The 22,403-nt window shown below is 58.9% G+C and carries 20 protein-coding genes, 1 tRNA gene and 1 pseudogene; 12 read left to right on the forward strand and 10 right to left on the reverse strand.

The annotated features are described in order from the left end of the window. Positions 1 to 222 precede the first annotated feature (222 nt). The 5 genes from V7714_RS17705 (at position 223) to V7714_RS17725 (ending at position 5,282) form a co-directional block, all read left to right on the forward strand. A complete protein-coding gene (locus V7714_RS17705) occupies positions 223 to 2,064 on the forward strand; it encodes a KAP family P-loop NTPase fold protein (RefSeq protein WP_335710903.1) in 1,842 nt (613 codons plus the stop codon). After that, complete coding sequence (locus V7714_RS17710) at positions 2,064 to 2,927, forward strand: hypothetical protein (RefSeq protein ID WP_335710904.1); 864 nt, start codon at positions 2,064 to 2,066, stop codon at positions 2,925 to 2,927. Before V7714_RS17705 ends, V7714_RS17710 begins: the two co-directional genes overlap by 1 nt. Continuing rightward, positions 2,924 to 4,186: a Qat anti-phage system QueC-like protein QatC gene (qatC, locus tag V7714_RS17715; RefSeq protein ID WP_335710905.1), complete on the forward strand. Its 1,263-nt coding sequence runs from the start codon at positions 2,924 to 2,926 to the stop codon at positions 4,184 to 4,186. Before V7714_RS17710 ends, qatC begins: the two co-directional genes overlap by 4 nt. Continuing rightward, complete coding sequence (qatD, locus tag V7714_RS17720) at positions 4,186 to 4,923, forward strand: Qat anti-phage system TatD family nuclease QatD (protein ID WP_335710906.1); 738 nt, start codon at positions 4,186 to 4,188, stop codon at positions 4,921 to 4,923. Before qatC ends, qatD begins: the two co-directional genes overlap by 1 nt. 80 nt (positions 4,924 to 5,003) lie before the next feature. Beyond that, positions 5,004 to 5,282: a hypothetical protein gene (locus V7714_RS17725; protein ID WP_335710907.1), complete on the forward strand. Its 279-nt coding sequence runs from the start codon at positions 5,004 to 5,006 to the stop codon at positions 5,280 to 5,282. A gap of 333 nt (positions 5,283 to 5,615) precedes the next feature. Here the strand turns inward: V7714_RS17725 and V7714_RS17730 are convergent, their stop codons facing one another. Next, entirely contained in the window at positions 5,616 to 6,887 is a 1,272-nt protein-coding gene (locus V7714_RS17730; protein WP_335710908.1) for a hypothetical protein, read from the reverse strand. A gap of 463 nt (positions 6,888 to 7,350) precedes the next feature. Here V7714_RS17730 and V7714_RS17735 point away from each other — a divergent pair, with 463 nt between their 5' ends. The 5 genes and pseudogenes from V7714_RS17735 to V7714_RS17755 all read left to right on the forward strand — a co-directional run bounded on the left by V7714_RS17735 (position 7,351) and on the right by V7714_RS17755 (position 13,391). Continuing rightward, positions 7,351 to 8,271, forward strand: a complete 921-nt coding sequence (locus tag V7714_RS17735; protein WP_335710909.1) for a hypothetical protein — start codon at positions 7,351 to 7,353, stop codon at positions 8,269 to 8,271. Between the two features lie 207 nt (positions 8,272 to 8,478). Next, positions 8,479 to 8,988, forward strand: coding sequence for a hypothetical protein (locus V7714_RS17740; protein WP_335710910.1), 510 nt, complete (start codon positions 8,479 to 8,481; stop codon positions 8,986 to 8,988). Positions 8,989 to 9,146: 158 nt separating this feature from the next. Further along, complete coding sequence (locus V7714_RS17745) at positions 9,147 to 10,169, forward strand: hypothetical protein (RefSeq protein WP_335710911.1); 1,023 nt, start codon at positions 9,147 to 9,149, stop codon at positions 10,167 to 10,169. Positions 10,170 to 11,258: 1,089 nt separating this feature from the next. Next, positions 11,259 to 12,524, forward strand: a pseudogene (locus tag V7714_RS17750) (YifB family Mg chelatase-like AAA ATPase); the annotation flags it as partial. 24 nt (positions 12,525 to 12,548) lie between these two features. Next, positions 12,549 to 13,391, forward strand: coding sequence for a class I SAM-dependent methyltransferase (locus tag V7714_RS17755; RefSeq protein WP_335710912.1), 843 nt, complete (start codon positions 12,549 to 12,551; stop codon positions 13,389 to 13,391). Here V7714_RS17755 and V7714_RS17760 read toward each other — a convergent pair. Beyond that, a complete protein-coding gene (locus V7714_RS17760; protein ID WP_335710913.1) occupies positions 13,388 to 14,020 on the reverse strand; it encodes a TetR/AcrR family transcriptional regulator in 633 nt (210 codons plus the stop codon). The genes V7714_RS17755 and V7714_RS17760 overlap by 4 nt on opposite strands. Positions 14,021 to 14,172: 152 nt before the next feature. Between V7714_RS17760 and V7714_RS17765 the strand changes: the two genes are divergently transcribed. Next, a complete protein-coding gene (locus V7714_RS17765; protein ID WP_335710914.1) occupies positions 14,173 to 14,928 on the forward strand; it encodes a MipA/OmpV family protein in 756 nt (251 codons plus the stop codon). 26 nt (positions 14,929 to 14,954) lie between these two features. Here V7714_RS17765 and V7714_RS17770 read toward each other — a convergent pair whose 3' ends face one another. The 8 genes from V7714_RS17770 to V7714_RS17805 all read right to left on the reverse strand — a co-directional run bounded on the left by V7714_RS17770 (position 14,955) and on the right by V7714_RS17805 (position 22,038). Next, positions 14,955 to 15,398 (reverse strand): hypothetical protein, encoded by a 444-nt coding sequence (locus V7714_RS17770; RefSeq protein ID WP_335710915.1) that lies wholly within the window; start codon positions 15,396 to 15,398, stop codon positions 14,955 to 14,957. Then, positions 15,392 to 15,973 carry a peptidoglycan recognition protein family protein gene (locus V7714_RS17775; RefSeq protein ID WP_335710916.1) on the reverse strand — a complete coding sequence of 194 codons (582 nt, stop codon included), beginning with the start codon at positions 15,971 to 15,973 and terminating at the stop codon, positions 15,392 to 15,394. The genes V7714_RS17770 and V7714_RS17775 overlap by 7 nt, the downstream gene beginning before the upstream one ends. Positions 15,974 to 16,125: 152 nt before the next feature. After that, positions 16,126 to 17,199, reverse strand: coding sequence for a ferritin-like domain-containing protein (locus tag V7714_RS17780; RefSeq protein WP_335710917.1), 1,074 nt, complete (start codon positions 17,197 to 17,199; stop codon positions 16,126 to 16,128). Positions 17,200 to 17,210: 11 nt separating this feature from the next. Then, entirely contained in the window at positions 17,211 to 18,812 is a 1,602-nt protein-coding gene (locus tag V7714_RS17785) for a GMC family oxidoreductase (RefSeq protein ID WP_335710918.1), read from the reverse strand. After that, positions 18,802 to 19,281, reverse strand: coding sequence for a hypothetical protein (locus tag V7714_RS17790; RefSeq protein ID WP_335710919.1), 480 nt, complete (start codon positions 19,279 to 19,281; stop codon positions 18,802 to 18,804). The genes V7714_RS17785 and V7714_RS17790 overlap by 11 nt, the downstream gene beginning before the upstream one ends. Positions 19,282 to 19,549: 268 nt before the next feature. Further along, the gene (locus V7714_RS17795) at positions 19,550 to 20,395 is read right to left on the reverse strand and encodes a S1/P1 nuclease (protein WP_335710920.1); all 846 of its coding nucleotides are present in this window, start codon (positions 20,393 to 20,395) and stop codon (positions 19,550 to 19,552) included. Positions 20,396 to 20,678: 283 nt separating this feature from the next. Beyond that, positions 20,679 to 21,278, reverse strand: coding sequence for a hypothetical protein (locus V7714_RS17800; protein WP_335710921.1), 600 nt, complete (start codon positions 21,276 to 21,278; stop codon positions 20,679 to 20,681). A gap of 166 nt (positions 21,279 to 21,444) precedes the next feature. Then, the gene (locus V7714_RS17805; protein ID WP_335710922.1) at positions 21,445 to 22,038 is read right to left on the reverse strand and encodes an outer membrane beta-barrel protein; all 594 of its coding nucleotides are present in this window, start codon (positions 22,036 to 22,038) and stop codon (positions 21,445 to 21,447) included. A 126-nt stretch (positions 22,039 to 22,164) separates the two neighbouring features. Between V7714_RS17805 and V7714_RS17810 the strand changes: the two genes are divergently transcribed. Further along, a tRNA-Gly gene (locus V7714_RS17810) sits at positions 22,165 to 22,238 on the forward strand. Positions 22,239 to 22,403: the final 165 nt, after the last annotated feature.

Below are 22,403 nucleotides of genomic sequence, written 5' to 3' on the forward strand. Positions count from 1 at the left end.
CGTCGGGTCAAAACTTTGTTGTTGTACCTACTTGCAAGGGGTAGAGCGGGGCACTCTGAGGTGACCTCCAGTGGGGGATTTGAAATGACCAACCGTGAAGGTATTACGCTGCAAGTTATTAAAGCGGATTGGAAAACACGTTTTGGGGTTGGATCAGCCGAATGTCGGCAATTGGACTAAGACATTATCGGCGACAACACCTGAGAATATCGGGGAGAGAGCATGTGGCATGACAACGAAACAACCACGGACTACTTGAATTTCGGCGTCGTTGCGGATGCCTGCGCAAAGCTTCTGCAGCAGGCCAACGGCCAGCCCATTTCCATTGGCGTATCCGGCGGCTGGGGTGTTGGGAAATCCTCATTGGTACGCATGGTCGCTTCACGGCTGAACGTCGACGCAGACCCCGACAAGAATACGTACGTGGTGGTCACCTTCAATCCTTGGCTTTACCAGGACTTCGAGGGCGCACGTAGTGCTCTTCTTCAAATGGTCGGTGATGAGGTGTTGCGCCGAGCTTCCTCCGACGAGGGGCTGTTGAAGAAAGCCAAAAGGCTTCTTCAACGTATCAATCTGCTGCGAATCGTTCAACTCGGAGGCGAGGCGGCAGCAACGATCGCCACAGGCATTCCTATTGGCTTGATTGGACGCACGCTCGCAAAGTTTGGCTTTGGCGAAGAACAGGGGGAGGCCGCTGACGACAAGGCCGAGAAGGATGAGGATTGGGGCTTACTGAAGCCTGCAGAGCCGGTCTCTCTGCCAGGCGAAATTCAGGCATTTCGAGATGCGCTTGAGGAGCTTCTGAAAGAGCTGAAGATTACCCTTGTCGTGTTCGTGGATGACCTTGACCGCTGTCTCCCGCAGACGGCCATTTCGACACTTGAATCCATTCGCCTGCTGTTATTCCTGAAACGCAGCGCGTTTGTTGTTGCGGCCGACAACGAGTTTATCCGGGGAGCTGTGCGAGTGCACTTTGCGGGGACGGGCATCAGTGATGAGGTTGCGACGAACTACTTCGACAAGCTTATACAGGTCCCGCTGCATGTGCCAAGGCTAGGTGTGAATGAAGCAAAGGCCTACTTGGCGTTGTTACTGCTGGAGCGGGCCGTAACTGACGGTCAGTTCGTCGATGGTCAGTTCACTCGTGCGGTTCAGGCCGTCTCTGAACGCCTCAAGACCAGTTGGCGCGGTGATGCGGTGACGCTGGAATTTTTGAAGGGCCTCATCAATCCTCAGAACGCTCACTTGGTCGAGCTGATGGAATTGGCTGAGGGGTTGGCACCGCTGCTCACGAGTTCGAGCAAGGTAAACGCCAATCCGCGCCTGATGAAGCGGTTCCTCAACACCGTCTTTCTCCGGTCAGCCCTAGCCAAGCCTCAGGGGATTGAATTGGACCTCAAGGCCTTGGCCAAATGGCACCTCTTGGAGCGCTGCGACGAAGCCTTGGCAAACGCGCTTGCAGGCCGCGTCACTTCCGCGACGGAAGGACGTGTCGATGCGATTCGAGTGGCTGAGCACGCGGCCCGAGAAGGTGTGGCCTTACCAGAGCCATTCAAGGATGAGTTTTTCCATAAGGAATGGCTTGGACTAGAGCCTGCACTTGGCGAAATGGACTTGCGCCCATTGCTCCACCTGAGCAGGGACTCCGCGATGCGGGACTTCGGTGACGACAGCTTGACGACCGAAGGCCGTGCCTTGCGGGATGCGCTGATGGTTGCGACCAGCGCAAATGAGCCGCTGACACAGGCAATTCGAGCAGCTGGAGTGAGTCAGGCTGACGCTGTAATGGCCAAGGTGTGGCAGCTGAAGTCACCAAAGCGAAACTGGCGACAAACCGAAGATGTTGTGTCTTTGCTGGAAATCTCCAAGATCTTTCCTGACCTTGGTGCAAAGGCCACCGCTTTGCTGGCCCAGGCGCCCATCAAGGAGGTCGGTCCAGGGCTCGTCCCTCTCCTGTATGAGCAGACGTGGGCTCGCCCTGTGCTCGATCAGTGGCATGCCTCCGGTGATGCTTCCAGACCGGTCAAGCAAGCCATTGAACAAGCCAGAAAAGGAGTGCGCTGATGGGAACGTCGACGTCAAGCAAAGGTGGAGGCTCCCGCTCTTCCTTTGATCCTGAGTGGCTGTCGCCGCCCGAAGGCGGCAATGGCGGAGATAGCCCTGCACCTGGTGATGGCGAAGGCCCTCCTCCGGCTGATGCCAACGACGCCAACGCTGACGGGCAGGGCGACGCGGCTGGTGGTGGAGAAGGTGATGTGGCTGAGCCTGCACTAGCACCTGACCGCCGCTTTGCTCCAGCTCGTTCTGGCATGTCGGCATTCCTTGGTGGCGGGGGGCGCGAAGCTCTGCGCAGTGCGACCAAGAGCATGGTCAGCAAGGGAATGGGCGGCCCGCGACGAGCAGCGGCCACCATGAGAGCGACGGCTCAGGGGGCCGGCCAACTGGGTCAATTTCTTGCGTCCGCACGGGATGCCACAGACCCACGAGTTGTCGACTGGGTCCAGCGGGTTCGCGCCCAGTACCTTTCAGCAAACGACCTCGTCCTGGAGGTGGTCAAAGAAGTTCTTCCGAACACAGGAAGTGTCGACGAAGAATCCATTCGGAACGCTGCGGCAGAAGCGCTTGGTCGGCTGTACGAGGTAGCCCCTGAAGTCGATATCTTCAACCTGACAGATGCACAAATCGGGGACCTCATCGGATACATCGTCGCCAACGACCTATGTAATCGCGTTGACCTGCAACTAGGTCAAACATACGAGAAGCTTAAGTTCGACGCGCGGCAAATCCAGCTGTATCGGAACGACATCAAGGAATATGTCAACGCGCAAGTCAAGGTGGTGCTTGACCGACAAGGACCACGCGGGATTGACCATCAACGACTTGCCAGTGAAGTCCTGGCCTCAACCCTTGAGGTATTTGTCGAATGAAAGTTCTATGTACAACACCTGACTTCTTGCCTGCGCGCCTCGATGCCGGAGAAATCGCATTTACCTACTTCAAGAGCGCCCGACGCCCCGGCGTTGGCACCATAGCGAAAGGATGGCGAGGTTCGTTGAAGCGGCGCGGGTTCGCCCCGAGCGCTCAGGTCTGGGACTTCGTTCAGTTCTGCCTAGCAGTTTGTGCAGCCGACTTGGCCTGTCTTCGAAGTACGAGTGCGGATGGCTGGACGCGAGTAGTTGAGCTCACTGTCGGCCTGCATGAGCCACTGCGCTGGCTGCCCTTCCAAGAAAAGCTTGAAGCACTTCTCAAGGTTCTCACTGGCGACTACTGGAAGCTCCATTTCGTAGCTGGCGGAGCAGCGCCACCGGATGGCAGGCCCGTCGCGACTGCGCACGACTGCGTGTCCCTGCTATCAGGCGGCCTCGATAGCCTCATCGGAGGGATAGACCTCGTTGCACAAGGGCGCCACCCGATGTTTGTGTCGCAGCTGGCACATGAGGACTCGCAGCGTCAGAGGAATTACGCAGCGCAGCTTGGCGGTGTGGGGTCTCACTGGCAGTGGAGTCATGGCATCAGCTTTAGCGGCCAGCGTGAGACTTCAACGCGCGCTCGGTCTCTGGCTTTTTACGCGTTCGCGGTGTTGGCTGCCTCGCGGGTCGCCAGCAATCCTGTCCAAGTGTTTGTTCCAGAGAATGGATTCATTTGCATCAATCCGCCTTTGGTGCCAGGACGCGTCTCTAGTTTGAGCACCCGGACCACGCACCCGCAGTTCATAGCAATGTTGCAGAGCGTGTTGAACGGATTAGATATGCCTGTTCGGCTTGAGCTTCCCTATCAGTTCAAAACCAAGGGCCAGATGCTCAACGAATGTCTCAACCAGCCTCTGCTTCAGCAGTTGGCAGCGGACTCCACGAGTTGCGGCCGTTTTCGCACCTACAACCGAAAGCACTGCGGCCGGTGTGTTCCTTGCATGATTCGCAAAGCCGCATTTATCGCCTGGGACCCTGCGCGCGATACAACCGAGTATGTACACCGCTCGTTGGCCGACGCGAACAAGGCTAGCGGACCTGACGACGCGATGGCTGCAGCCCTTGCCGTACTCACGGCCCGGCAGAAGGGCTTGGACCGATTCCTGGGGGCCTCTCTGGCATTTGCCGAGCCCGCTGCCAGGTTGGCATACAGAAACGTACTTGCTAATGGTCTGAATGAGCTTGAAACTTTGCTACAGAGGGATGGCGTACTGTGATGGATTTCCACTGCCACCTTGACCTCTATCCGAACGCTCGCGAGGTATTCAAGGAAGCTGCGCAAAAGAATGAATTCACATGGCTGGTGACTACCAGCCCAAAGGCCTTTGTTGCGACTGCGCGTGTGCTTACCGGCGCAGCGAATGTACTTGTCACCCCAGGACTTCATCCAGAGATTGCGCACGAGCGTGCTGGCGAGCTCGACCTTCTGTTGACGCAAATGGGCGATGTCGCAGCCGTTGGCGAAGTGGGCCTTGATGGCTCGTCTCGCTACCGCAAGAGCTACGATGTTCAACGCGGCGTATTTGAGGCCATCATTGAGCGTAGCTCGTCACTGGGCGGTCGAATACTCAGCATTCATTCACGCCAAGCTGTAAATGACGTATTAGCTGTTTTGGATCGCCATTCTGGATTTGGGACCGCAGTCATGCACTGGTTCACAGGGACTGTGAAGGAGTTGCGAGCAGCGGAAGAGCGAGGGTGCTGGTTCAGCATCGGGCCAGCAGCATTTGCATCGAGTAGTGGCCGGGGTTTGGCGGCGAAGCTACCGCTGCACTTTGTTGTTCCCGAAAGTGATGGACCGTTTGCGCAGGTGGATGGCAAACCAGTTCCACCCTGGAGCGCTGACCTCACCGCCTGGCACCTTGGACAAGCATGGGGTGTTTCCACGCAGGAAGCAGCAAATTTGCTGAGCGAAAACTCTCACCGTCTCTTGGCTTTAATGAAGCAGTGCTAATTTGCAGGGCTTTGTTGCATTGTTATGGCTCGCCGATTTTGACCGCCAACGAAGACGGGGTTGACCGAGAAGCGGTCAGAATGACTACTGAGAAGGATGGCAAGCTGGCTCTGGCCGGTTTGAACCGCTTGACCAAGGCTGAGCTTGAAGTGGCCGTCCGAGCCAAGATGAGGTCAAGCTACCTCTCCAGCCTGGATTGGCGGGATGTCCCTGCCAACGGCACATCCGCAGGCTACAAAGGCAGCTTCTTCAACATCATGTTGGAGTTCCCTCGTGAGGCTAGTGAGCCCGAGCGCGTGACGGTAGCCCTTGAGTACCAGCCTACAAGCAAAGTGCTTCGTGTTGTGACGATGACATAGCCCTTGCAAGCCCTCCGCCGTTGGAAGCAGAAGTTGGTGGTCTTCAGAGACGTCCTCACGATGGGTGTATACCTACCCTGTACCAACTTCAGCTTTGGGTCGGCAGCAGGCGTTAAGTCTTGCGCCTTGAGTTTCTGCTTTGGCCGAAGGCAGCCAGAATCGTTAATTTACCCCCGTAAACATGGCGATTCGTATCAGGTGGCAGAGCTGTATGCAATTGAGCGGTCAAGTGCTATGCAATTGGCTGGCTAAGTTCATGCAATTCCACAACAATCCTCTCACCTGTCGGCACAGCCATTATGGCCGTGCCAACAGGCAATTTACCGGCGAGTATTACGCCATCCGATTAATCTTGGATCCGATCTTGCTAAGCGCGGTCACCAGACGGTTTCTCGGTGCGCAATCGTTGTAGTGTACTGAGATCAGTTCAATCACGCTGCTGATGGCGTGTAGCTTCATCGCCTTGTCACTCAAAGAGCGAGGGGTATGACCAGAGTATGTCTTGCGGAACTGACCTTTAGGTACGTCCAAGTCCGGGTATTCCAGCCTCATCCATGATTCAAGCACATCCTGACACTGCCCGATCCATCGCTTTGCCACCTTCGGAAGCTGTGCGTTGTTCAAATCCGCTAGATGGGCACCGAGTTGAACATGCACTTCGTGCGGCAATGCCTGCGCTGGACGCCATAGGGATCTCACACCGGCGCGATATGCACCATAGGCGGCGGCGCCACGCCAAACGATGCCTTCTGGCCAAGGCGTCGGTCGAATCCGAACGGGCTTCCCGCTTGCTCGCTTAGCAGGGCTGATGAAATCGGAGCCGTAGTGCCCCGAGTCATACGCATATTGCTCGATTTTGAGCTTGGCAGATGCCTGCAGGAACACGCTCTGAAGATGTTTAAATAGCACCTCATCGGGGGTGAAGAGGTAGGGAGCGGAGTGACCCGAAGCCCATGGACCTTCCCAGTCAGGCTTGAGCATTTTCAAGCCTGCTTGTTCAACCCATTGTGCCCGCTCCGCTGTGATGTACTTTGGATTGGGCTCGTCCATGTATACCCATGCGCCACTCTCTGGGTGGCGCCAGATTGATGCACGCTCTCTTCCTGGCAACTCACCGAACATACTAAGTATCGCGTTCGTCTGTTTGGAGGCTTGCGCAGGCCGTAAATCCGTTTCCCACATGAACACGAGGGCACGGGCAGTCTCAAGCAGCACCTCCTGTGCCCTGTGTTGTTGCCCATGGATGTCCACGACCCGCTCAAGGTGATCGGGGGCATCAAGGCTGAACCTACTCAAATAGAGGTCATGCAGTAGCTCTCTCGGCCTACCCATTTGTTCCAACGTCATGGGCATCGGAATACATAACGTTTCACGGCCGGTACCAACGCCGGGGTCACGCCAGTACGCGGTGATGTAAAGAACTGGTGCAGTCGAGCTAAGGTGTTTCTGGGCGTGACGGTAGTTTTGGAAGCCAGACTGGCTGGCGGCTTCGTCCAGGGCTTGGGTATGCGTAATACCGCTGGCTTTGGCGATCGCTTTTGCTAGGCGTTTGATCCCGGCAATGGTCGAGGGAGATGTAGAGGAAAGGGGGACGATAGATTGCATGGGATCTCCAACCGCGCCGCTGCGTCGCCCGACTACCGCCGCCACGGTCAAAGGTCGCCATGGATAGAGAGGTTTGCTACGAGACAGTGCCGTTTCCAGCTTTTCAACGTCGGGCAGAAGGCGCCTGTCCATGCGCCAGTAGTGATGATATGGCAAATGGACGGGGTGTGCCACAATGACTTGCGCTATCAGGTGAGCGCTAAGGCTCGGAGAAACTGGCGCTTGGAAATCTATGCGACAAACAACCGCTCGTCAGCGCATCGTTTATTACCTCCCCAAAAAGGTTGTTTCCTAAAGGGTTTTCTGGATAATGAAGGCGGGGCCTTGTCCGCCTGAGTTTCGAGCGACTCAACCAAGACTGCTGTGCAAACGCCAACTTCTTCGTGCCAATTACCATGCGAGATCGCCTGGGCGTGGGTTACGTAAGCGCTCGAGTGACCTACGCTGACACAGGAGAAGTCGCATGTCTTTCGCTTTTTCAAATCTCGCTTATTCCGTTCGCCAGAGCAGCATAGCTGCTGGCGTACCGGTGTCGCTGAGCCATTCGCAACAGTTGATTGCCGCTGCACTTGGCTATCGAACCCTTGCTAGTTACCAAGCTGCGCAGACTGACGCTAAGGAATCCAGTGTCTTCACTGATATCCGTCATGTTGTGCTGGACGACGACGCTATTACGCTGCGAGCAAGTGAACTCAAAGTTATCCCTAACGTTCGCCAACTATGTGAATTCATTCAGTTAGCCTTTGATGAACGAGAGCCCCACATACGGGTTCATACCTCGCAATCCGACTTCGAGGACTATTTGCGGGAGATCGTAGACCAGGTAGTCATTGATAACGATGACGTGAACAGCGCAATGGCTAATGCTAACTACGATGGCATCGAAGGAGTCGACTTCGATTTCGAGGTCGAGTTTGAGCAACTGCCTGTTGGCGAGAGGCTAACAGCTGACCTGTCTGGGCGGATTGGTCTAGGCGTCGATACGGAGCGTCCCTACTCGGGCGATACCGTGAACTTTGACGGTATCTTGAGTATGGAGTGCCTAGGCTTTCGGTGCCTCGGATCGATAGAGTTCGAAGTCACAAGTGCTGAGCTTGATTACAATTGGGGTGACGACGATGACGAGGAACGCGTTCCACCCATTCGCAGTACGTCCCAAGCGTACGCAGAGCTGCTAGGTATCGAGTTGAGCGAGGTTGGTAACCTCGCTGATATTGAACCTGAGCCACTAGAAGGACATAGCGGTGAAATGATCTATGGTTTCATCCTAGATTTCACTGGATTTGCTTCGCCCCAAGTTGCGCAGAAAATTTTAAGGCGCCATTCATCGCTGCGTATCGAAGTCGGAGCTGACTTCTTTGAAGACATCCGTGATCACGACTAGCTCCGCTGCGAGCCCATCGAGGCGCATCACCATGAAGGTGATGCGCCTCTTTCAGCGCGTTCCCTAGTTGGAGATACTAGAATCGGATATAGTCGGCGTGATTACATACTTTTGCAGGTTGCATACCCTGCGCAGCATCATGTACGGTCATTTTCTGCAGCTCTTCGTGATCAATGGATATATCCCAGCATCCGTAAAAGGCGCCGTATGAGTTTCTCCCGTGTATTGCCTTTCCGCTATTTGGTGCTTCTGACCATTTCAATCAGTAGCATCATAGTTGCAGTATTCCTTCGTGGCTGCAGGGGAAATGCTTTCCGTGAAAAGGGCACCATATTGATGGGCTACAAATGGCGTGCTGCGGCTGAGCACTTCTTCTCTGGTCTCGGCGTACCTTTGTTCACCGGGTTCATATTTATTTTTAGCACTATCACGTTATGCTGCGCGAGCTACTGGATCTGCCAGCGGATAGGTAGACCACTCGCAAGGCATCCTAGTGAGATCATGACTTTGCAAGATTTAGGCAAAACTGTTGCCTGTTTTTCGATCGTCTACATTATTGCTGCATTTGTATGGGAACTAAGCCAGGCTAGTTCCAGAAACGGTACCGTTCAGCTTGAACAGCTATCAGCTGATCTCCTGGGCGCCCTATTTGCTTGGTGTCTCGCATCAACAGCGTATGGCCAACGAGAGCTTGTCAGTGATCGGAACACGCACTGAAGAACGCTCTTCTATTTAGCGGACTGTACGAGCGGCTAGTACAAGCAGTGATCTTGCGAGGCTCTGCCAAATTGAATTGAGACGCCAAACGCAGACCCGTTGCCGTGGCCTTCCTGGAAAAAATGAAGGTATACCTATTGAATTGAGTAGCCCAGCATATGCCCCTTGTTGCGATCGACAATGAAACCGGATTGCGTATCATCAGCGTTAGGTTTGATCAATCTGACTGGTTAGACCTCAAGGCCAAGAACGGCGAATCCCACCATATCCAGCATCCTTGCTGTCGTGCCCGCACTATCCTCAAGACTTCCGTATTGGGCACGAATTTCTTCGCCCACCGGCCGAACGAAGCTTGCTGGCGAGGTGGCCGGATTCCTGCTCACATGTTGTTCGCCAGGGCAATTATTGCAAGAGCGGTGATCGACGCAGGTTGGGAGGTCGACGTCGAATGCTACGGTCTTAACGCGGGCGATGTTAAGTGGGAAGTTGATGTTGTCGCCGAGTCTCCACATGGCGTGCCTGCGCAGAAGATAGCTTTCGTCATCGATGGTAAAGGCCTCTTCTATACCGCCGACGGTAAGGCGAGCGCGCTGCGGGAAGCCGGGTTTAGCGAGGTCGTATTCCTGACCTTCAACTCCCAGGTGCCTAACTTGCGACATAGCATCGTCGCCCACCTCGAGTTCCGGAAAGAAGAGCTAGCGATTTACGCCGAACTGCCGATCTTCCATTTCAAAGGGAAGTGGCGCCCGAATCATTCAGCAATCCAGCCACCATTGGATCTAGCGGTCTTCGCACAGAAGGTGCTCGCTGGTGAGGTGAAATGGCGGGTGCCTAACAATCTGCAACCACCGCACTGGTCATGCATACCTCTCGCGCAAGCACCTGTACCTACTAGGCAGTCGCCGCGCTCCGCAGTGCCCATGGCGTCACACAGTTCTTCCGGAGCGTCGCCGTTGTTCGAGGATGTTGAGCGCCGGAGTGACATGGCTGTGAGGGCACTTGCTAAGTACCGGGGTGTTTGGCCGCAGCAGGATTGGAGCGATTTGCTGTCAGCTGCACAGCGAGCGAGAAGTCAGGATGTGCCCATCGACACCTTCATCAGTGAGTATGCTGCGTCGAAGCGTCGCGATCGACAGACTTGCCTGCGCTTCCTTCGGGATTGCGGGCTCGTAGACAAATAGCAGATCAGACCCTGCAGCATCGGCATGCAGGCCTCTCAACAACGCCGTTTCATGTCGGTTGGCTTCAGTCAAATTTTTGGAAAGGCGACTCCTAGAGCGCTTTCTGAGGGATTTAATCTGTTGCTCATGACTAACTGCTTTCTAGGAGCGCTGCCATGCATGCAACGATGCAAATCCATTCTCTGAACATCACGATTGAGTTCCATGTAGACCGCGCGCAAGCGCCCATTCTTGTCCCCGGACCCATGGGGATGCAGTTCTTGCAGGAGGGTTCGAAGCGGTTGCCTTGCATCATATGTGCCCCAAGTGACATCCCGCTTGGCAGCTATACGATCAATGTATCACCAACGGAGATCTATCAAGTTTACCTGCGCTTGCCAAGGCAAGCCGGTGACTGCACATGGCAATACATCGGGGAGGCCTGGCGCTTGCCATAGGTCGCCTCTGGTCTGTACCACGCCGCCTGCCGCCCGGTTCGCCGGGCTGATGGCGCGGACTTCGATCCTCTTGGTTTGCAGAAGTGTTCCGAGTAGGACCAAAGCTCTCAAATCCACCGAGACTTTGGCACAATACGCGACGCCTTTAGCCAGCACGACACTGCGCAATTGCTCAGATCGCTTGCTACGAGGCAGCGCGCAGTGCTCCTGATACATGGTCCGAAGGTTGATGACGGCGGTATTGAATCGCCCCGACCTATGTGGCGGCTATTGGGTTTAAGTCAGCCTCGAGAACTTCTTCCAGTTACTGGATCGCCGCGCCGAAGCCTGCTACGGTCAAACAATCGGCGGTCTCGCTGACTCGGCTTATATTTTGAAGACGTGCCCCTAGTCATCAGGCGGCTAATGTTAGCGGTTGCGGGGAGAAATTCGAGCTTACGTTGCGCTCAACATCTCGCAAGCATGAGCGGTCGCAAATAATGAGGAAAATGAAGGGAAATTCCCTTGTCGATCAAGAATAGAAGGCTGAGCTGCTCACAAGGGCCAAATCCAGGCGCGCTGGATGGTCTGCGTAAAGGCTTGCTAGCTCGAGTTATTCTCCATGTCAGTCGCAATTAACATGGAAAGTCGCAAATATTTTGGAAATCGACACAAGGAAAGTGGCCGGTTCGACCTGCCCATTGCGCTGGGTATTTTGGCGGCCAGCGGGCAGATACCGGCAGACAAACTGGCTGAGTATGAGTTTGCCGGCGAACTGGCGCTAACGGGCGAGTTACGGCCGGTGCGCGGTGCACTGGCGATGTCGCTGGCGGCCAGCACGGCGGGGCGGCGTTTTGTGTTGCCGCAGGCCAATGCCGATGAAGCGGCTTTGATAGGTGATAGCACGGTGTTTGGCGCGGCCAGCCTGCTGGCCGTGTGCGCTCACCTGGGCGGCCATACCCTGCTGCCACGCCACCCTGTACCGGCCCATCTGCAGCTGGCGCACTATCCTGATCTCGCCGATGTCAAAGGCCAACAGCCCGCCAAGCGGGCTTTGGAGATTGCGGCGGCCGGGGGGCATTCGCTGCTGATGGTGGGGCCGCCTGGCACCGGCAAATCCATGCTGGCTTCACGCCTGCCTGGCCTCTTGCCACCCATGGACGAGGCCTCGGCGCTGGAAGCGGCGGCGCTGCAGTCGCTGGGGTCGCAGGGCTTCCAGGCAGAGCGGTTTGGTCAACGCCCTTACAGGGCACCGCACCATACGGCCTCGGCCGTGGCCCTGGTTGGCGGGGGGTCTGACCCTCGCCCTGGCGAGATTTCCCTGTCGCACAATGGCGTGTTGTTCCTGGATGAGCTGCCAGAGTTCGACCGCAAGGTGCTGGAGGTGCTGCGCGAGCCACTGGAAAACCGCCGTATTGTGATCTCCCGGGCCGCCCGGCAGGCGGAGTTCCCTGCTGCCTTTCAACTGGTCGCCGCTATGAACCCTTGCCCTTGTGGCTATCGGGGTCATCCATCCGGGCGTTGCCGCTGCACGCCAGACCAGGTGAGCCGTTATGCCGGCAAGCTGTCCGGCCCGTTCCTGGATCGTATCGACCTGATCATCGAAGTCCCCGCCGTCAGCCAATCGGAACTGAGCGCGCCAGCCGCTGGCGAGGACAGTGCGCGGGTGCGCGAGCGGGTTGGGCGGGCGCATGCGAGGCAGCACGCCCGCCAGGGTAGAGACAATGCCCGGCTGGGTAGCCGCGAGCTGGACGCCGTGGCCAAGCTCGATGGCGAAGGCCAGCAGTTGCTGAACCTGGCCATGCAAAGGCTGGATCTCTCCGCCCGCGCCTACCACCGCATACTGCGGGTGGCCCGCACCATTGCCGATCTGGCCGGCTGCGAGCTGATTGCGGCCGGCCACCTGGCCGAGGCGATCCAGTATCGCCGGGCCATCTAGGGGGTGACTGCCATGATTGACCCCATGCAAACCACCCTGCCTGCGCTCTCCCCCGAGCTGCTGGCCGCCGCCTTGGGCGCAGCCGCCGGGCAGGCGGTGCCGCTGTATCAGCCACGGATGTGGATACCGCAGTTCCCCGATTATCAGCAGGATGCCTGGTCGGTGCGGCAGGTGCCCATGCTGACCATGAAGGGTTACTGGGGCAGCCCCTACTTGGTCGCCAACACCACCATGCTGATGCGCCATGGCCGCGAGAGCTGGATGTCGGTGACACCGTCCGAGCTGGAAAGCCAGGAGCTGGGTTGCCGGCTGGCCCGGGGCCATACCGTGGTACTGGGTTTCGGCATGGGCATCGCGGCCTGCAACGCTGCGCTCAACCCAGCGGTGAGCAAGGTCACTGTCGTCGAATACGACCCGATTGTGCTTGATCTGGCGGAAACGGCCGGCATCATCGCCCAACTACCGGCCGATATTGCAGCCAAGATCACCCTGCTGCAGGGCGATGCCCACCACTGGCAACCAGACGAGGCGGTCGATACCCTGCTGGCCGATTACTGGTTCCCCTTCTATGACCCCGAGCGGCTGGCCGAGATGCGCGCTGTGCAAACACGTGTGGCGGCGAAGCAGGTGTTTTTCTGGGGGCAGGAGCTGAACCTGGCCTGGCTGATACACCAACGTCATGGCGAAGTCTGCGTGCTGGACGATGCTGCCCTGGCCGAGCTGATTACTACCGATACCGGCCTGCCCTTGCTATGGCCGCGTGGCGAAGACTACGGGACGGCCATCGTCGCCGCCGCTCGGCACTGGTTGCCCCTGGCCGTAAGGCAAGGCATGCGCTGGCCGTTGCCGACCAGAACCAGCGCTTAGTTGGGCGCATACCGGCACAGCATCATCTGCACCGCCTCCTCCAGCTGGTCGGCCAGATAACTTGCGTCCAGCGCCGGCAGGCCCAGTTGCAGCCGGATCAGTGATTCCCCCTGCAGCATGGCCAGAAACAGGTCGGCGGCCAGCCGTGGCTGGGGAATGCGCAGCACACCGGCGGCATCCACCTGCGCCAGGTATTGGGCCACCATGCTGATGGCCTTGTCTGGACCTTCCTGAAAAAACGCCATGCTGGCCTCGGGTTGTTGGCCCAGCGTGGCTTCCATCATGCGGAAATGCGCCCGCACGCTTTCGTGCCGCACCAGACCCAGAAACTGTCGGGCGATGCTGCGCAGGCTTTCGGCAGGCTGGCGCGGATCCAGCTGCTGGGTGGGCGCCTGCTCGAATGCGCCGTCGGTACGAGCGCCAACCACCGCCTCAAACAAGGCCTGCTTGGAGGGGAAGTAGCTGTAGATGGTCATCTTGGAGACGCCAGACGCTTGCGCGATGGCGTCCAGGCTGGCGCGTTCGTAGCCTTGGGCCAGGAAGTGCACGCGGGCGGCTTCGAGCAGGCGACGCATGCGTTCGGGGTCGCGCGGGCGGCCGCGCTGACGGCGTTCTGTGGTGTTTTTCATTTATTTACTTTACCGGATAGTAAATACTACTTGCATTGGTTTACTCGTCAGTATAAAAAATAGCGCCTGGCCGGCCAAGCACCGGCGCGGCACCCGCCTGCCCAAGCGGAATCCAAACCGAACGAGGCGAACTTCGCCTACAGGAGCTATTCATGCTGCGTACTACCCTGATTGCGGCGCTGCTTGCGCCTTTCCCGCTCACCACACTGGCCCAGACCGAACCCTGGTCTGTTGGCATAGGCGTGGGCGGAGGCCAGGCGATATACCACGATCAAGACAACAAGCCGATGCCAATGCCGTTGCTGCGCTACCGTGGTGAGCATGTGTTTGTGGAAGGCGACACCGTGGGCGTTACAGTATTCAACACGGCCAAACTGAGTGGGGCGCTGCTGCTGCGGAGCGAGATGCAGGAATTCAATCCTGCCGATGCCAAGCAGCTTGCCTTTGCCAGGCTGGAAAAGCGCCGCGCCAGTCCGCTGGCTGGGATGCAGCTCAGTTATCGGCCAGGGCAGTTCGATAGCCTGGCATTCACGGTCTATGGCGACATCAGCCAGCACCACCGCAGTGTGATCCCGGCGATAGGCTGGCAACACCGGTTTGCGGCATCGGGGCCGGATACCCAGTATTTCAGCAGCGCTGAACTGCGTTTCCATGGCAAGAAGTACAACCGCTATTACTACGGCATCAGCGCGGCCGAATCGGCCCGTAGCGGCTTGGCGGCCCATGCGCCTGCTGCCAGCGAGCAGTTTGAATACGCGCTGGGGGTCAACCACCGCATCAGCCCATCCTGGTCGCTGACCGCCATCGCCAGCGTGCGCAAAATCGGCCGCGAACTCGATGACAGCCCCATGGTGGCGCGTCGCCGGGTAGCCAGCCTGCTAGTGGGGGCCAGCTACCAGCTGGACTAACCACCCTCCACCACAGCAGGTTTCTGCTAGGGCTGCTTGAACGGCCGCGCGCGGCAAGCCGGGCAATAGAGGTAGACCGGCTCGCCTTCACCCAGGCGCACGCTGCCCTGGCGCAATTGGCTGATCTGCCATAGGCCTACCCGGCCGTCCTTGAAACGTACTTCGCCACTGGCATAGCAGGGCGACCAGTCCAACTGGTGCAGGGCGTCCTGCTTGTCGACCTCGCCCGCCTGGGTAAGAAACTGCCGAACTTGCCGCACGCTGAGCTTGAAGTCATCGCAGCGTACGGCGGGGTTGGTCTCCTGGGCGGATTTCATGCCGTTTTGCTGGATGATCACCTGCTTGATGGCGGGCAACCCGCTGGGGCAGAGCCGGGGTTCGAATTCGCTGCCGGCGCTGCAGCCATCATTGGCCTGGGCCAGGCTGGCGGCCAGCCCCAGCGCAGCGGCTATCCACCAGCGGCCTACCATGCGGCGGTACTCGCTTCGCTAGGGTTCTTGCGCGACACATCGGGGTGGCGGAACACCTCGGTCGTTGCAATGCCCAGCGTTTGCGACAATTCGGCCACCAGCCATTTCAGCGAGTCGTTCTGTGCCGCTGTCACCGCCACATAGCTGCCGTTGGCCTGGGCCTCGCCCACCAGCTCGATACCGATGGAATCCTGGTTGGCGGGAAAACGTGCCGGCGCCTGCTTGGCCATCTCGCGCTTGTTCTCGGCAGTGGGGGAGAACGTCTTGAGCGCCTTGATCTCGACCGGCGTACAGCGGTTCTCCAGCAAACAACGGGCTTTGAGCTTGCCCACATGCCAGGTCTGCTGGCTGAGCGAGGCGGTCTGGTAAATCGTGCCCTCTTTCTCAATCAGGAAGTGGGCGCCGTTGGCCGATGGGTTCTTGTAACTGCTCAGCGATGACTGGGCGGTGCTGCCACCGGTCTGATGCACGATGATCCCGCTCACCAGCTTCATCTGGCCGCGTTCGATACTGGTGGCGCGCGCGGCGTGTACGCGTGGATTGACCACCATGCCCTCCTTGTCGATCAACAGCATGATTTTCCTTATATTGGCTGAGGCACCTGGCACGGGGGTGGCAGGCAGCAAACTATGCATGTGTCATGGCCTGGCCGCAAGTGGTGCTTTTGCCGTTGGCCCACACCCAATCAGCCCCGGCAAGGCAGGGCTGGTTGGGCGACACACCTTGGCTACGCTTGCTGATACGGCGGTGCTATCCATTCGAAGCTGGGCGCACCATGGCTTGCCCCCGCAGTGTCGTCCAGGGGCAGGGTCATCATCTCCTGGGCAATGGGGGTCATGCCGTGCATGCCGTTGACGATGGCGTCGTACAGTACGGCGGGGTGGCCATTGAAGGCCTGTTCCAGCTGGCTCAGCATCAGGGAATACTGGCGGTTGAACTGCTGGTTGAGCGTAGCCAGGCGCGAGCCAGCGGCATAGTCGCCGTGGCGGGGATTGCGCTTGATGGGATACACAGCCTGGTAATCGACCGCAAAGGCCTCGCCCGTGGGCGGCTCATGCGGCTTGTCGCCGGGGCGGTAGCGGCGACCTAGGGCCACTTCGTTGAAGCGGAAGTAATGGGCGACTTCTTCTGCCTGGTCAAAGTAATGCTCGTCGCCATCAAAAATACTGTCGTCGCCCCCCTCCCCTTGCTTGATGATCACCTCCAGCGCCGCTTTGGCCTGGGCCAGGCTGGTGATGATGATGGGCTTGCCACCGCCGCCCCAGTAATACTGCTCGCTGATCTGCCGCCCAGGGTCGCCATTGAAGACGGCGGATTCCGGGTAGGCGGCGCAGAGGGCGTCCAGCGCGCCGATGATGCGCTGGTAGAACTCGCCCAGGGTGATACCGGGTACGCTGATCTTGGGCTGTGCCATCAGCCGCTGGGGTTGGCGGGCCAGGCTGGTGGGCAGCTCTATCTGCAAAAAGGTCTGGATGGCCTGGGGCGAGAAGGCCTCGAGGTTGATGTCGAACTCCCTGTCCTTGAAGCCATGGCCTTCAAACTCCAGCCGCAGGGGGTAGCTGGGCAGGGTGTCCTGGTTCAGGCAGATCTTGCCACCCAGGCTGGACATCAGGTTGCCCACCAGCACCATGTGCAGCATTTCTTCCATCATGACGCTGCGTATCAGGCCTGCCGCCACCCGGTTGGCCTCGCGCTTGATGCTGAGCAAGGCGGTTAGATAGGGCGGGATGGTTGAGAGCTCCAGCTCCATGGCGGTTTGCAGCAGTGGATAGAGCCGGGACTTATGTTGTTCCAGAGTCATGTTGGGCATCCTCAGGGCTGGCCGGTGGCATGGTTCAGGTGGTCGCCTAGGCGCAGGGCAAGCGCCGCCAGCGTCAGCGTGGGGTTGACCGCACCGGTAGAAGGAAAGGTGGCGTTGGAGCAGACATAGAGGTTGTCCACACCGTGTACCCGCATATGGCGGTCGGTCACGCCCTCGCTGTCGTCATCGCTCATCCGCAGGGTGCAGGCGGCATGGTCGGCCCGCCACGAGATGGTGGGCTTGGCATTCATGGTGGCGCCCATAGCCTCGAACAGTCGCTGCACATGGCCCTGGATCTCCTGCATGCGGGGGTCGAACCCAGCGGCCTGGCCAAAATCGACCAGGGTTTCCTGCATGCCCAGGTGGTTGAGCTTGTCGATATTGGCAATGCGGTTCTGTGGCTCGCTGAAAATCTCGACCATGCCATGCAGCTGTATCTGGCGCGGGCCGGCCACATAGCGGTCCATGTCCAAGCGGCTGACACCGGCCTGCATCTTGCTGAGCAGGTTGACGGTGGGCGAGCCGGGCGGGTTGATCAGGATGAACTTGCCCTTGGCCTGTTCGGCCGGGCTGTCGAAGTGACGCGAGCAGAGGGTGGGGAAGTTCATCTCTGGCTGCAGCTTGAGCGGATTGCCAGGCGCGCTGCCACTGAAGATGAAATAAGGATGGGTCACGATATTGCGGCCGACCAGATCGTGGTCGTTACCTATGCCTAGCTGCCAGTGATCGGAGCGCGAGCGCAGCAGCAGCTTGGTCGATTCCAGCGTACCGGCGGCCACGATGATGCGGTCGGCCTCCACCACCACCTGCTGGCCCGTCTCCCTGTCCAGGTAGACCACCCCGCCTGCCTGCTGCCGGCTACGCATGCTGATCTCCTGGACGATGCTGTTGAGCCGTATCTGCAGGCCCGGGAAGTTGCCCCAGTTCTGCATATCGTCGAGGAAGTTGTTGGCCGAGTAGCGGGCGCCGAAGGGGCAGTACTTGCAGGTGCCCGTGGTCTGGCAGGGGGCATGGCGCGAGGTGGTGTCGGTGATGCCATGGCGGGCGATGGGCAGGTGCGAATAAGCCATGCCCAGGGCGGCCATGGCCTCGGCGGCGGGCTGGTCTTCCAGGGTGTAGGGGAAAGCCGGGAAAGGGTAGTCGCAATGGCGCGGCACGGTGGGGTCGTTCGAATCGCCCGACACCCCGATGTAATGCTCGGCCTGGCTGTAGTAGGGCTCCAGGTCAGCATAGCTGATGGGCCAGTCCAGGCTGTGGCCGGTGTTGGTACGCAGGGCGAAGTCCTCGGGCTTGAGCCGGAACGACCAGCCACCCCAGTGTATGGTGGAGCCACCATAGGTCAGCGCGCGCGATCCATCCAGCGGTACGGCGGTCGTGCCGGCGCTCAGGTTCTCGCCAGGCTGGTCGCGGTCGGGGTAAGGCAGGTCGTAGTACTGGGTATAAGGCAGCTTGCCGGAGACGACATAGTCCTGCCAGATGGCGGCGTCCTGCATCTTGACCTTGCGGCCGGCCTCCAGCATCAGGATGCTGGCATTGGGGTTCTTGGCCAGCAGCCGCTGGGCCAGGGCGGCCGCAGCCACACCCGAACCGATAATCAGGGTTTCAACCTTCATGGTCGGCCTCCAGGGTGCGGTAGGGAGCGGCCTGGCCGGGGATATTGGCACCGCCGATAAAGCCGCAGTAGTTGATGGCGCCAAATGCCTTGAAGCCACCCAACGACAACTGCAGCGCCATGAATTCGTTGGCGACCTTCTGCCGGGTCACGGCCAGCGCCGTCTCGGGTGGGGCCTTGTTGGCATCGGTATCGGTAAACAGAAAGGCATAGGCCCCGTCCTCGCCATGCTGCTCTATCAGCCCCCGCAGGGTCGCGGCAGCAAACAGGTAGTAGTCGCGATAGACCGGCCGCAGGTTGATGCGGTTGAGCATGAAGCTATACAGCTGCGAGCGGAACGGCTCGGGGTCGGGCATGTTCTGCCAGTACTTGCCGATATGGCAGAACAACGCCCACATGGCGGCATAGGTGGCATCGTCCAGCGCGGGCAACTCGGCGCTGAGCGGATGCTTGGCGGGTGTCTGGTACATGAGCTTACTCCTGGCCAGTATGGATGGCGGTTAGCGCATGGGCGCCAAATCAACTCAAATCAATTCAAATGATGATGAGCACCTGTGAAGCACCCGCTACACACCATGCAACGTGGACTTGCGTCGCGGCGACGAGGGCGGGGGTATGGACTCAATCCGGGGAGCGCCGCGGGTTCAGACTGCTCCAACGTCCAGCACCAGGGTTCCCCTGGTGCCTGCCCAAGTCGTCACACCCATCCACGCGGTGTATGCATCACAGGCTCGACTATCAGGGGCGGGTGAACCCGGCGAACGCCTGGTTCAGCACATAGGCGATGCGCGCACCGCCACGGGCCAGTTGCAGCGGGATATCCTTGCCCGCCTGCTCCTGGTAGGCCGCGTCCAGCGTCACCTGGGTGCCTGCCGTATTGGCCGGGCACTGAAAACCGCCCAGGCCGCCGTAGACATCCTGGATGGCAAGCTGGTGTGCTTCCTGTATCCAGCTTTGCACGGTGCCGGACTGCCAACCCTTGATCTGGTCGCGATAGGCGGTCCGCAGTCCCTCGGCATAGCGCTGCTCGCTGCTGCCACGCAGGCTGGCCCGCACCAGGCCGGTATCCCAGGCCGCATGCAGGTTGGTATTGCGGCCATTCAGCAGTACCGATATCTGGTTGCCGCCGCGATCGTGGTTGTCGGCCGAGTGCAGGGGCTGGTGTATATCGCCCACCATATGCACGACCAACCGTAGAGCCAGTGTGCGGTCGTCCTTGGTGGCATCGCTGTCGGACAGCACCCGGTCAAAGCTGGCGATCTTGTTGGAAGCACAGTTGCCGTTGGGGCAGGTGTCCACACTGGGGTCCGGGCAGACCGGTACATCGTCGAAATGCCAAGCCGACGAGCCTGGAAACTGGTTGCCCAGGGTGGGCCGGTTCTGGTCCATCCACACGGCCGCTGCCGCCAGATCGTCCGAACCCAGGTAGTAGCGCACGGCGGCGCGGGCTTGTGGGGTAAGTAGTTCGTAGGCGACTAGGCCGGTGATGCGATGGCCTTCGGGGCCCCAGGCATGGGCAGTGAGCGGGAAGGTAAAGACAGACAGGCCAAGACTGACGGACAGCAGGGTACGTTGCACCTTCATGGCGCTTCCTCCTAGACGATGTTTTTTGGTATGGGGCTGCTTATGGACGCGCCCTAGTGTGTTTCTAGCAAAGTCCGGCCGGAACACAAGCGCAGCAGGCCCGCCTGGCGCCAGATACCCGATCTAGCTAAACGCTGGCAGCGGCTTGGCAGGGGCAGAAATGACAACGCCCCAGCGGAGGGCCGGGGCGTCGTTGTCATGCCTGCTGCTTGCGTCCTGGGCCAAGGGTGGCCTGGGGAGGTCAGCAGCACACGGAGGAGACAGGGCGTCTCCCCACGCTAGGTCAGAACATGAAGGTGCTGTTGATGCCGACGTGCGAGCCGTCCACCTTGTAATTGTTGCGGCTGTTCTCCAGCTCGTACTCTTCCTTCACATAGCGCAGGTTCAGCCCGATGGACGGCGTAAAGAAATAACCGGCCTCGATCACGGCACCGGTGGTGTCCTTGAAGTCGAGATCGAAGCCACTACCCACATCGTAGGAGTAGTTGGGGTTGAAGACGCGACGCAGGCCCAGGCCCACGCGGAACTTGTCGTTGATGTTGTAGAAGCCGATCAGTTCAACCGGGAAGCGGTTGAAGGTGGCGCTACCGTTCTTGGCGAACACGCCAGCAACCTGATAGTTACCGGTCAGCTGGGCCGAGAACGTGCTGTTCTGTGGCCGCCAGGTAATACCGGCGCCCATGTTGACATTGCCACCGGCACGGATGCTCTGGTCGTGGCCGTTGTCGAACTGGATCTGGTCTATCTTGTCGCCACCTGCAGTCAGGCCGGCGGTCATGGTGAAGCGCAGGGCCTTGTGGGGCACCGATACTTCGGCCATGGCACCCATGGCGGCGGAAATCAACAAGCCCTGCACTGCAAGGCGCATAAATGGACGGCGCATAACCGTACTCCCTTGTGTTTTTATGGAAAGCAGGCCGGGCACAGGGTTGCTGTGCCTAGCCTTTGGAAAAGCAATGGATGGAAATCGAAGCGATCAGGCGCCCTGCACTAAGAGCCTGTTCAAAGGGCGCACTAGACGGCTGGGCAAGGCCAGCCTGGGAACTAACTCAGAACAGCACGGCGCCGGTCACACCGACATGGTTGCCATCAAATTTGACGCCGTCGATCTCGTATTCCTCGGCGACATAGCGCAAGGTCAGCAGCAGGTCTGCTACCGGTTCCCAGCCCAGTTCGGCCACCAGGCCCGGCTTGCTATCCACATCAGTGCGCTGAAAGCCGTTGTTGTGGTCTATCGTGAACTTGGCCTTGGCGGCGTAACGCAGGCCACCACCGACATACAGATTGTTGTCGAAGTGATAGTGGCCCAGGAACTCAATCGGGTAGCGCTTGAAGTCTACCCGGCCATTCGTGGCGCTGGCATTGTCGGTGTGGTAGTTGGCCGTCAGCTGCAGCGACCAGGGGCTGTTCTCGCGGCGCCAGTAGGCACCCACGCCCAGGTTGACCTTGTCACCAGCACGGATGGAGGAATTGGAACCGTCGTTGTAGTTGGCGACGTAGATGGTATCGCCACCTGCCGTAATGCCGCCGGTCATCATCAGGCGCAGCGAAGGATGCGGTACGCGGGCGCCATCGGCCAGGGCAGTCAAGGGGGCGCTCAGCAGCAGGCCGGCACAGGCCAGCGTCAAACCACGGGTAATCATAGATTTCCTAGGCTTATCAGTAATTTTATAAAGGGCGACATTGTATCAATCTGGCAAAGAAAAGTCGGCCCCGCAAATTTAAATGCTTGCCCTGCTGTGGCATAGGCGCCTAGAATCTGCCCCGCTGCGGGCGTCGTATAATGGTAATACCCTAGCTTCCCAAGCTAGAGCCGTGGGTTCGATTCCCATCGCCCGCTCCAGATTCCAGGCCGTTTCCCGGCCACAGACAAGGCCAGCCGAACAGGTTGGCCTTGTTGCTTTCTGCCCTGTTGTAGCCCAAATTATTCATGTTGCATATATGCCATAGTCGTGGCGTAAGGCGGGCCATCACACCGCCAGCCTAGCAACTGCTTGGCACGCTACAC

The organism is Chitinimonas sp. JJ19 (genome assembly GCF_036961565.1).
GTDB lineage: Bacteria > Pseudomonadota > Gammaproteobacteria > Burkholderiales > Chitinimonadaceae > Chitinimonas.

What these genes read in the sequence shown, in the direction of transcription:
- V7714_RS17725 (WP_335710907.1), top strand. Translation starts at nt 5,004, where the DNA reads ATGACTACTGAGAAGGATGGCAAGCTGGCTCTGGCCGGTTTGAACCGC.
- V7714_RS17775 (WP_335710916.1), bottom strand. Translation starts at nt 15,973, where the DNA reads ATGCTGTTGATCGACAAGGAGGGCATGGTGGTCAATCCACGCGTACAC.
- V7714_RS17745 (WP_335710911.1), top strand. Translation starts at nt 9,147, where the DNA reads ATGCCCCTTGTTGCGATCGACAATGAAACCGGATTGCGTATCATCAGC.
- V7714_RS17710 (WP_335710904.1), top strand. Translation starts at nt 2,064, where the DNA reads ATGGGAACGTCGACGTCAAGCAAAGGTGGAGGCTCCCGCTCTTCCTTT.
- V7714_RS17785 (WP_335710918.1), bottom strand. Translation starts at nt 18,812, where the DNA reads ATGAAGGTTGAAACCCTGATTATCGGTTCGGGTGTGGCTGCGGCCGCC.
- V7714_RS17755 (WP_335710912.1), top strand. Translation starts at nt 12,549, where the DNA reads ATGCAAACCACCCTGCCTGCGCTCTCCCCCGAGCTGCTGGCCGCCGCC.
- V7714_RS17770 (WP_335710915.1), bottom strand. Translation starts at nt 15,398, where the DNA reads ATGGTAGGCCGCTGGTGGATAGCCGCTGCGCTGGGGCTGGCCGCCAGC.
- V7714_RS17790 (WP_335710919.1), bottom strand. Translation starts at nt 19,281, where the DNA reads ATGTACCAGACACCCGCCAAGCATCCGCTCAGCGCCGAGTTGCCCGCG.
- V7714_RS17765 (WP_335710914.1), top strand. Translation starts at nt 14,173, where the DNA reads ATGCTGCGTACTACCCTGATTGCGGCGCTGCTTGCGCCTTTCCCGCTC.
- V7714_RS17705 (WP_335710903.1), top strand. Translation starts at nt 223, where the DNA reads ATGTGGCATGACAACGAAACAACCACGGACTACTTGAATTTCGGCGTC.
- V7714_RS17800 (WP_335710921.1), bottom strand. Translation starts at nt 21,278, where the DNA reads ATGCGCCGTCCATTTATGCGCCTTGCAGTGCAGGGCTTGTTGATTTCC.
- V7714_RS17795 (WP_335710920.1), bottom strand. Translation starts at nt 20,395, where the DNA reads ATGAAGGTGCAACGTACCCTGCTGTCCGTCAGTCTTGGCCTGTCTGTC.
- V7714_RS17730 (WP_335710908.1), bottom strand. Translation starts at nt 6,887, where the DNA reads ATGCAATCTATCGTCCCCCTTTCCTCTACATCTCCCTCGACCATTGCC.
- V7714_RS17735 (WP_335710909.1), top strand. Translation starts at nt 7,351, where the DNA reads ATGTCTTTCGCTTTTTCAAATCTCGCTTATTCCGTTCGCCAGAGCAGC.
- V7714_RS17780 (WP_335710917.1), bottom strand. Translation starts at nt 17,199, where the DNA reads ATGACTCTGGAACAACATAAGTCCCGGCTCTATCCACTGCTGCAAACC.
- V7714_RS17805 (WP_335710922.1), bottom strand. Translation starts at nt 22,038, where the DNA reads ATGATTACCCGTGGTTTGACGCTGGCCTGTGCCGGCCTGCTGCTGAGC.
- V7714_RS17740 (WP_335710910.1), top strand. Translation starts at nt 8,479, where the DNA reads ATGAGTTTCTCCCGTGTATTGCCTTTCCGCTATTTGGTGCTTCTGACC.
- qatC (WP_335710905.1), top strand. Translation starts at nt 2,924, where the DNA reads ATGAAAGTTCTATGTACAACACCTGACTTCTTGCCTGCGCGCCTCGAT.
- qatD (WP_335710906.1), top strand. Translation starts at nt 4,186, where the DNA reads ATGGATTTCCACTGCCACCTTGACCTCTATCCGAACGCTCGCGAGGTA.
- V7714_RS17760 (WP_335710913.1), bottom strand. Translation starts at nt 14,020, where the DNA reads ATGAAAAACACCACAGAACGCCGTCAGCGCGGCCGCCCGCGCGACCCC.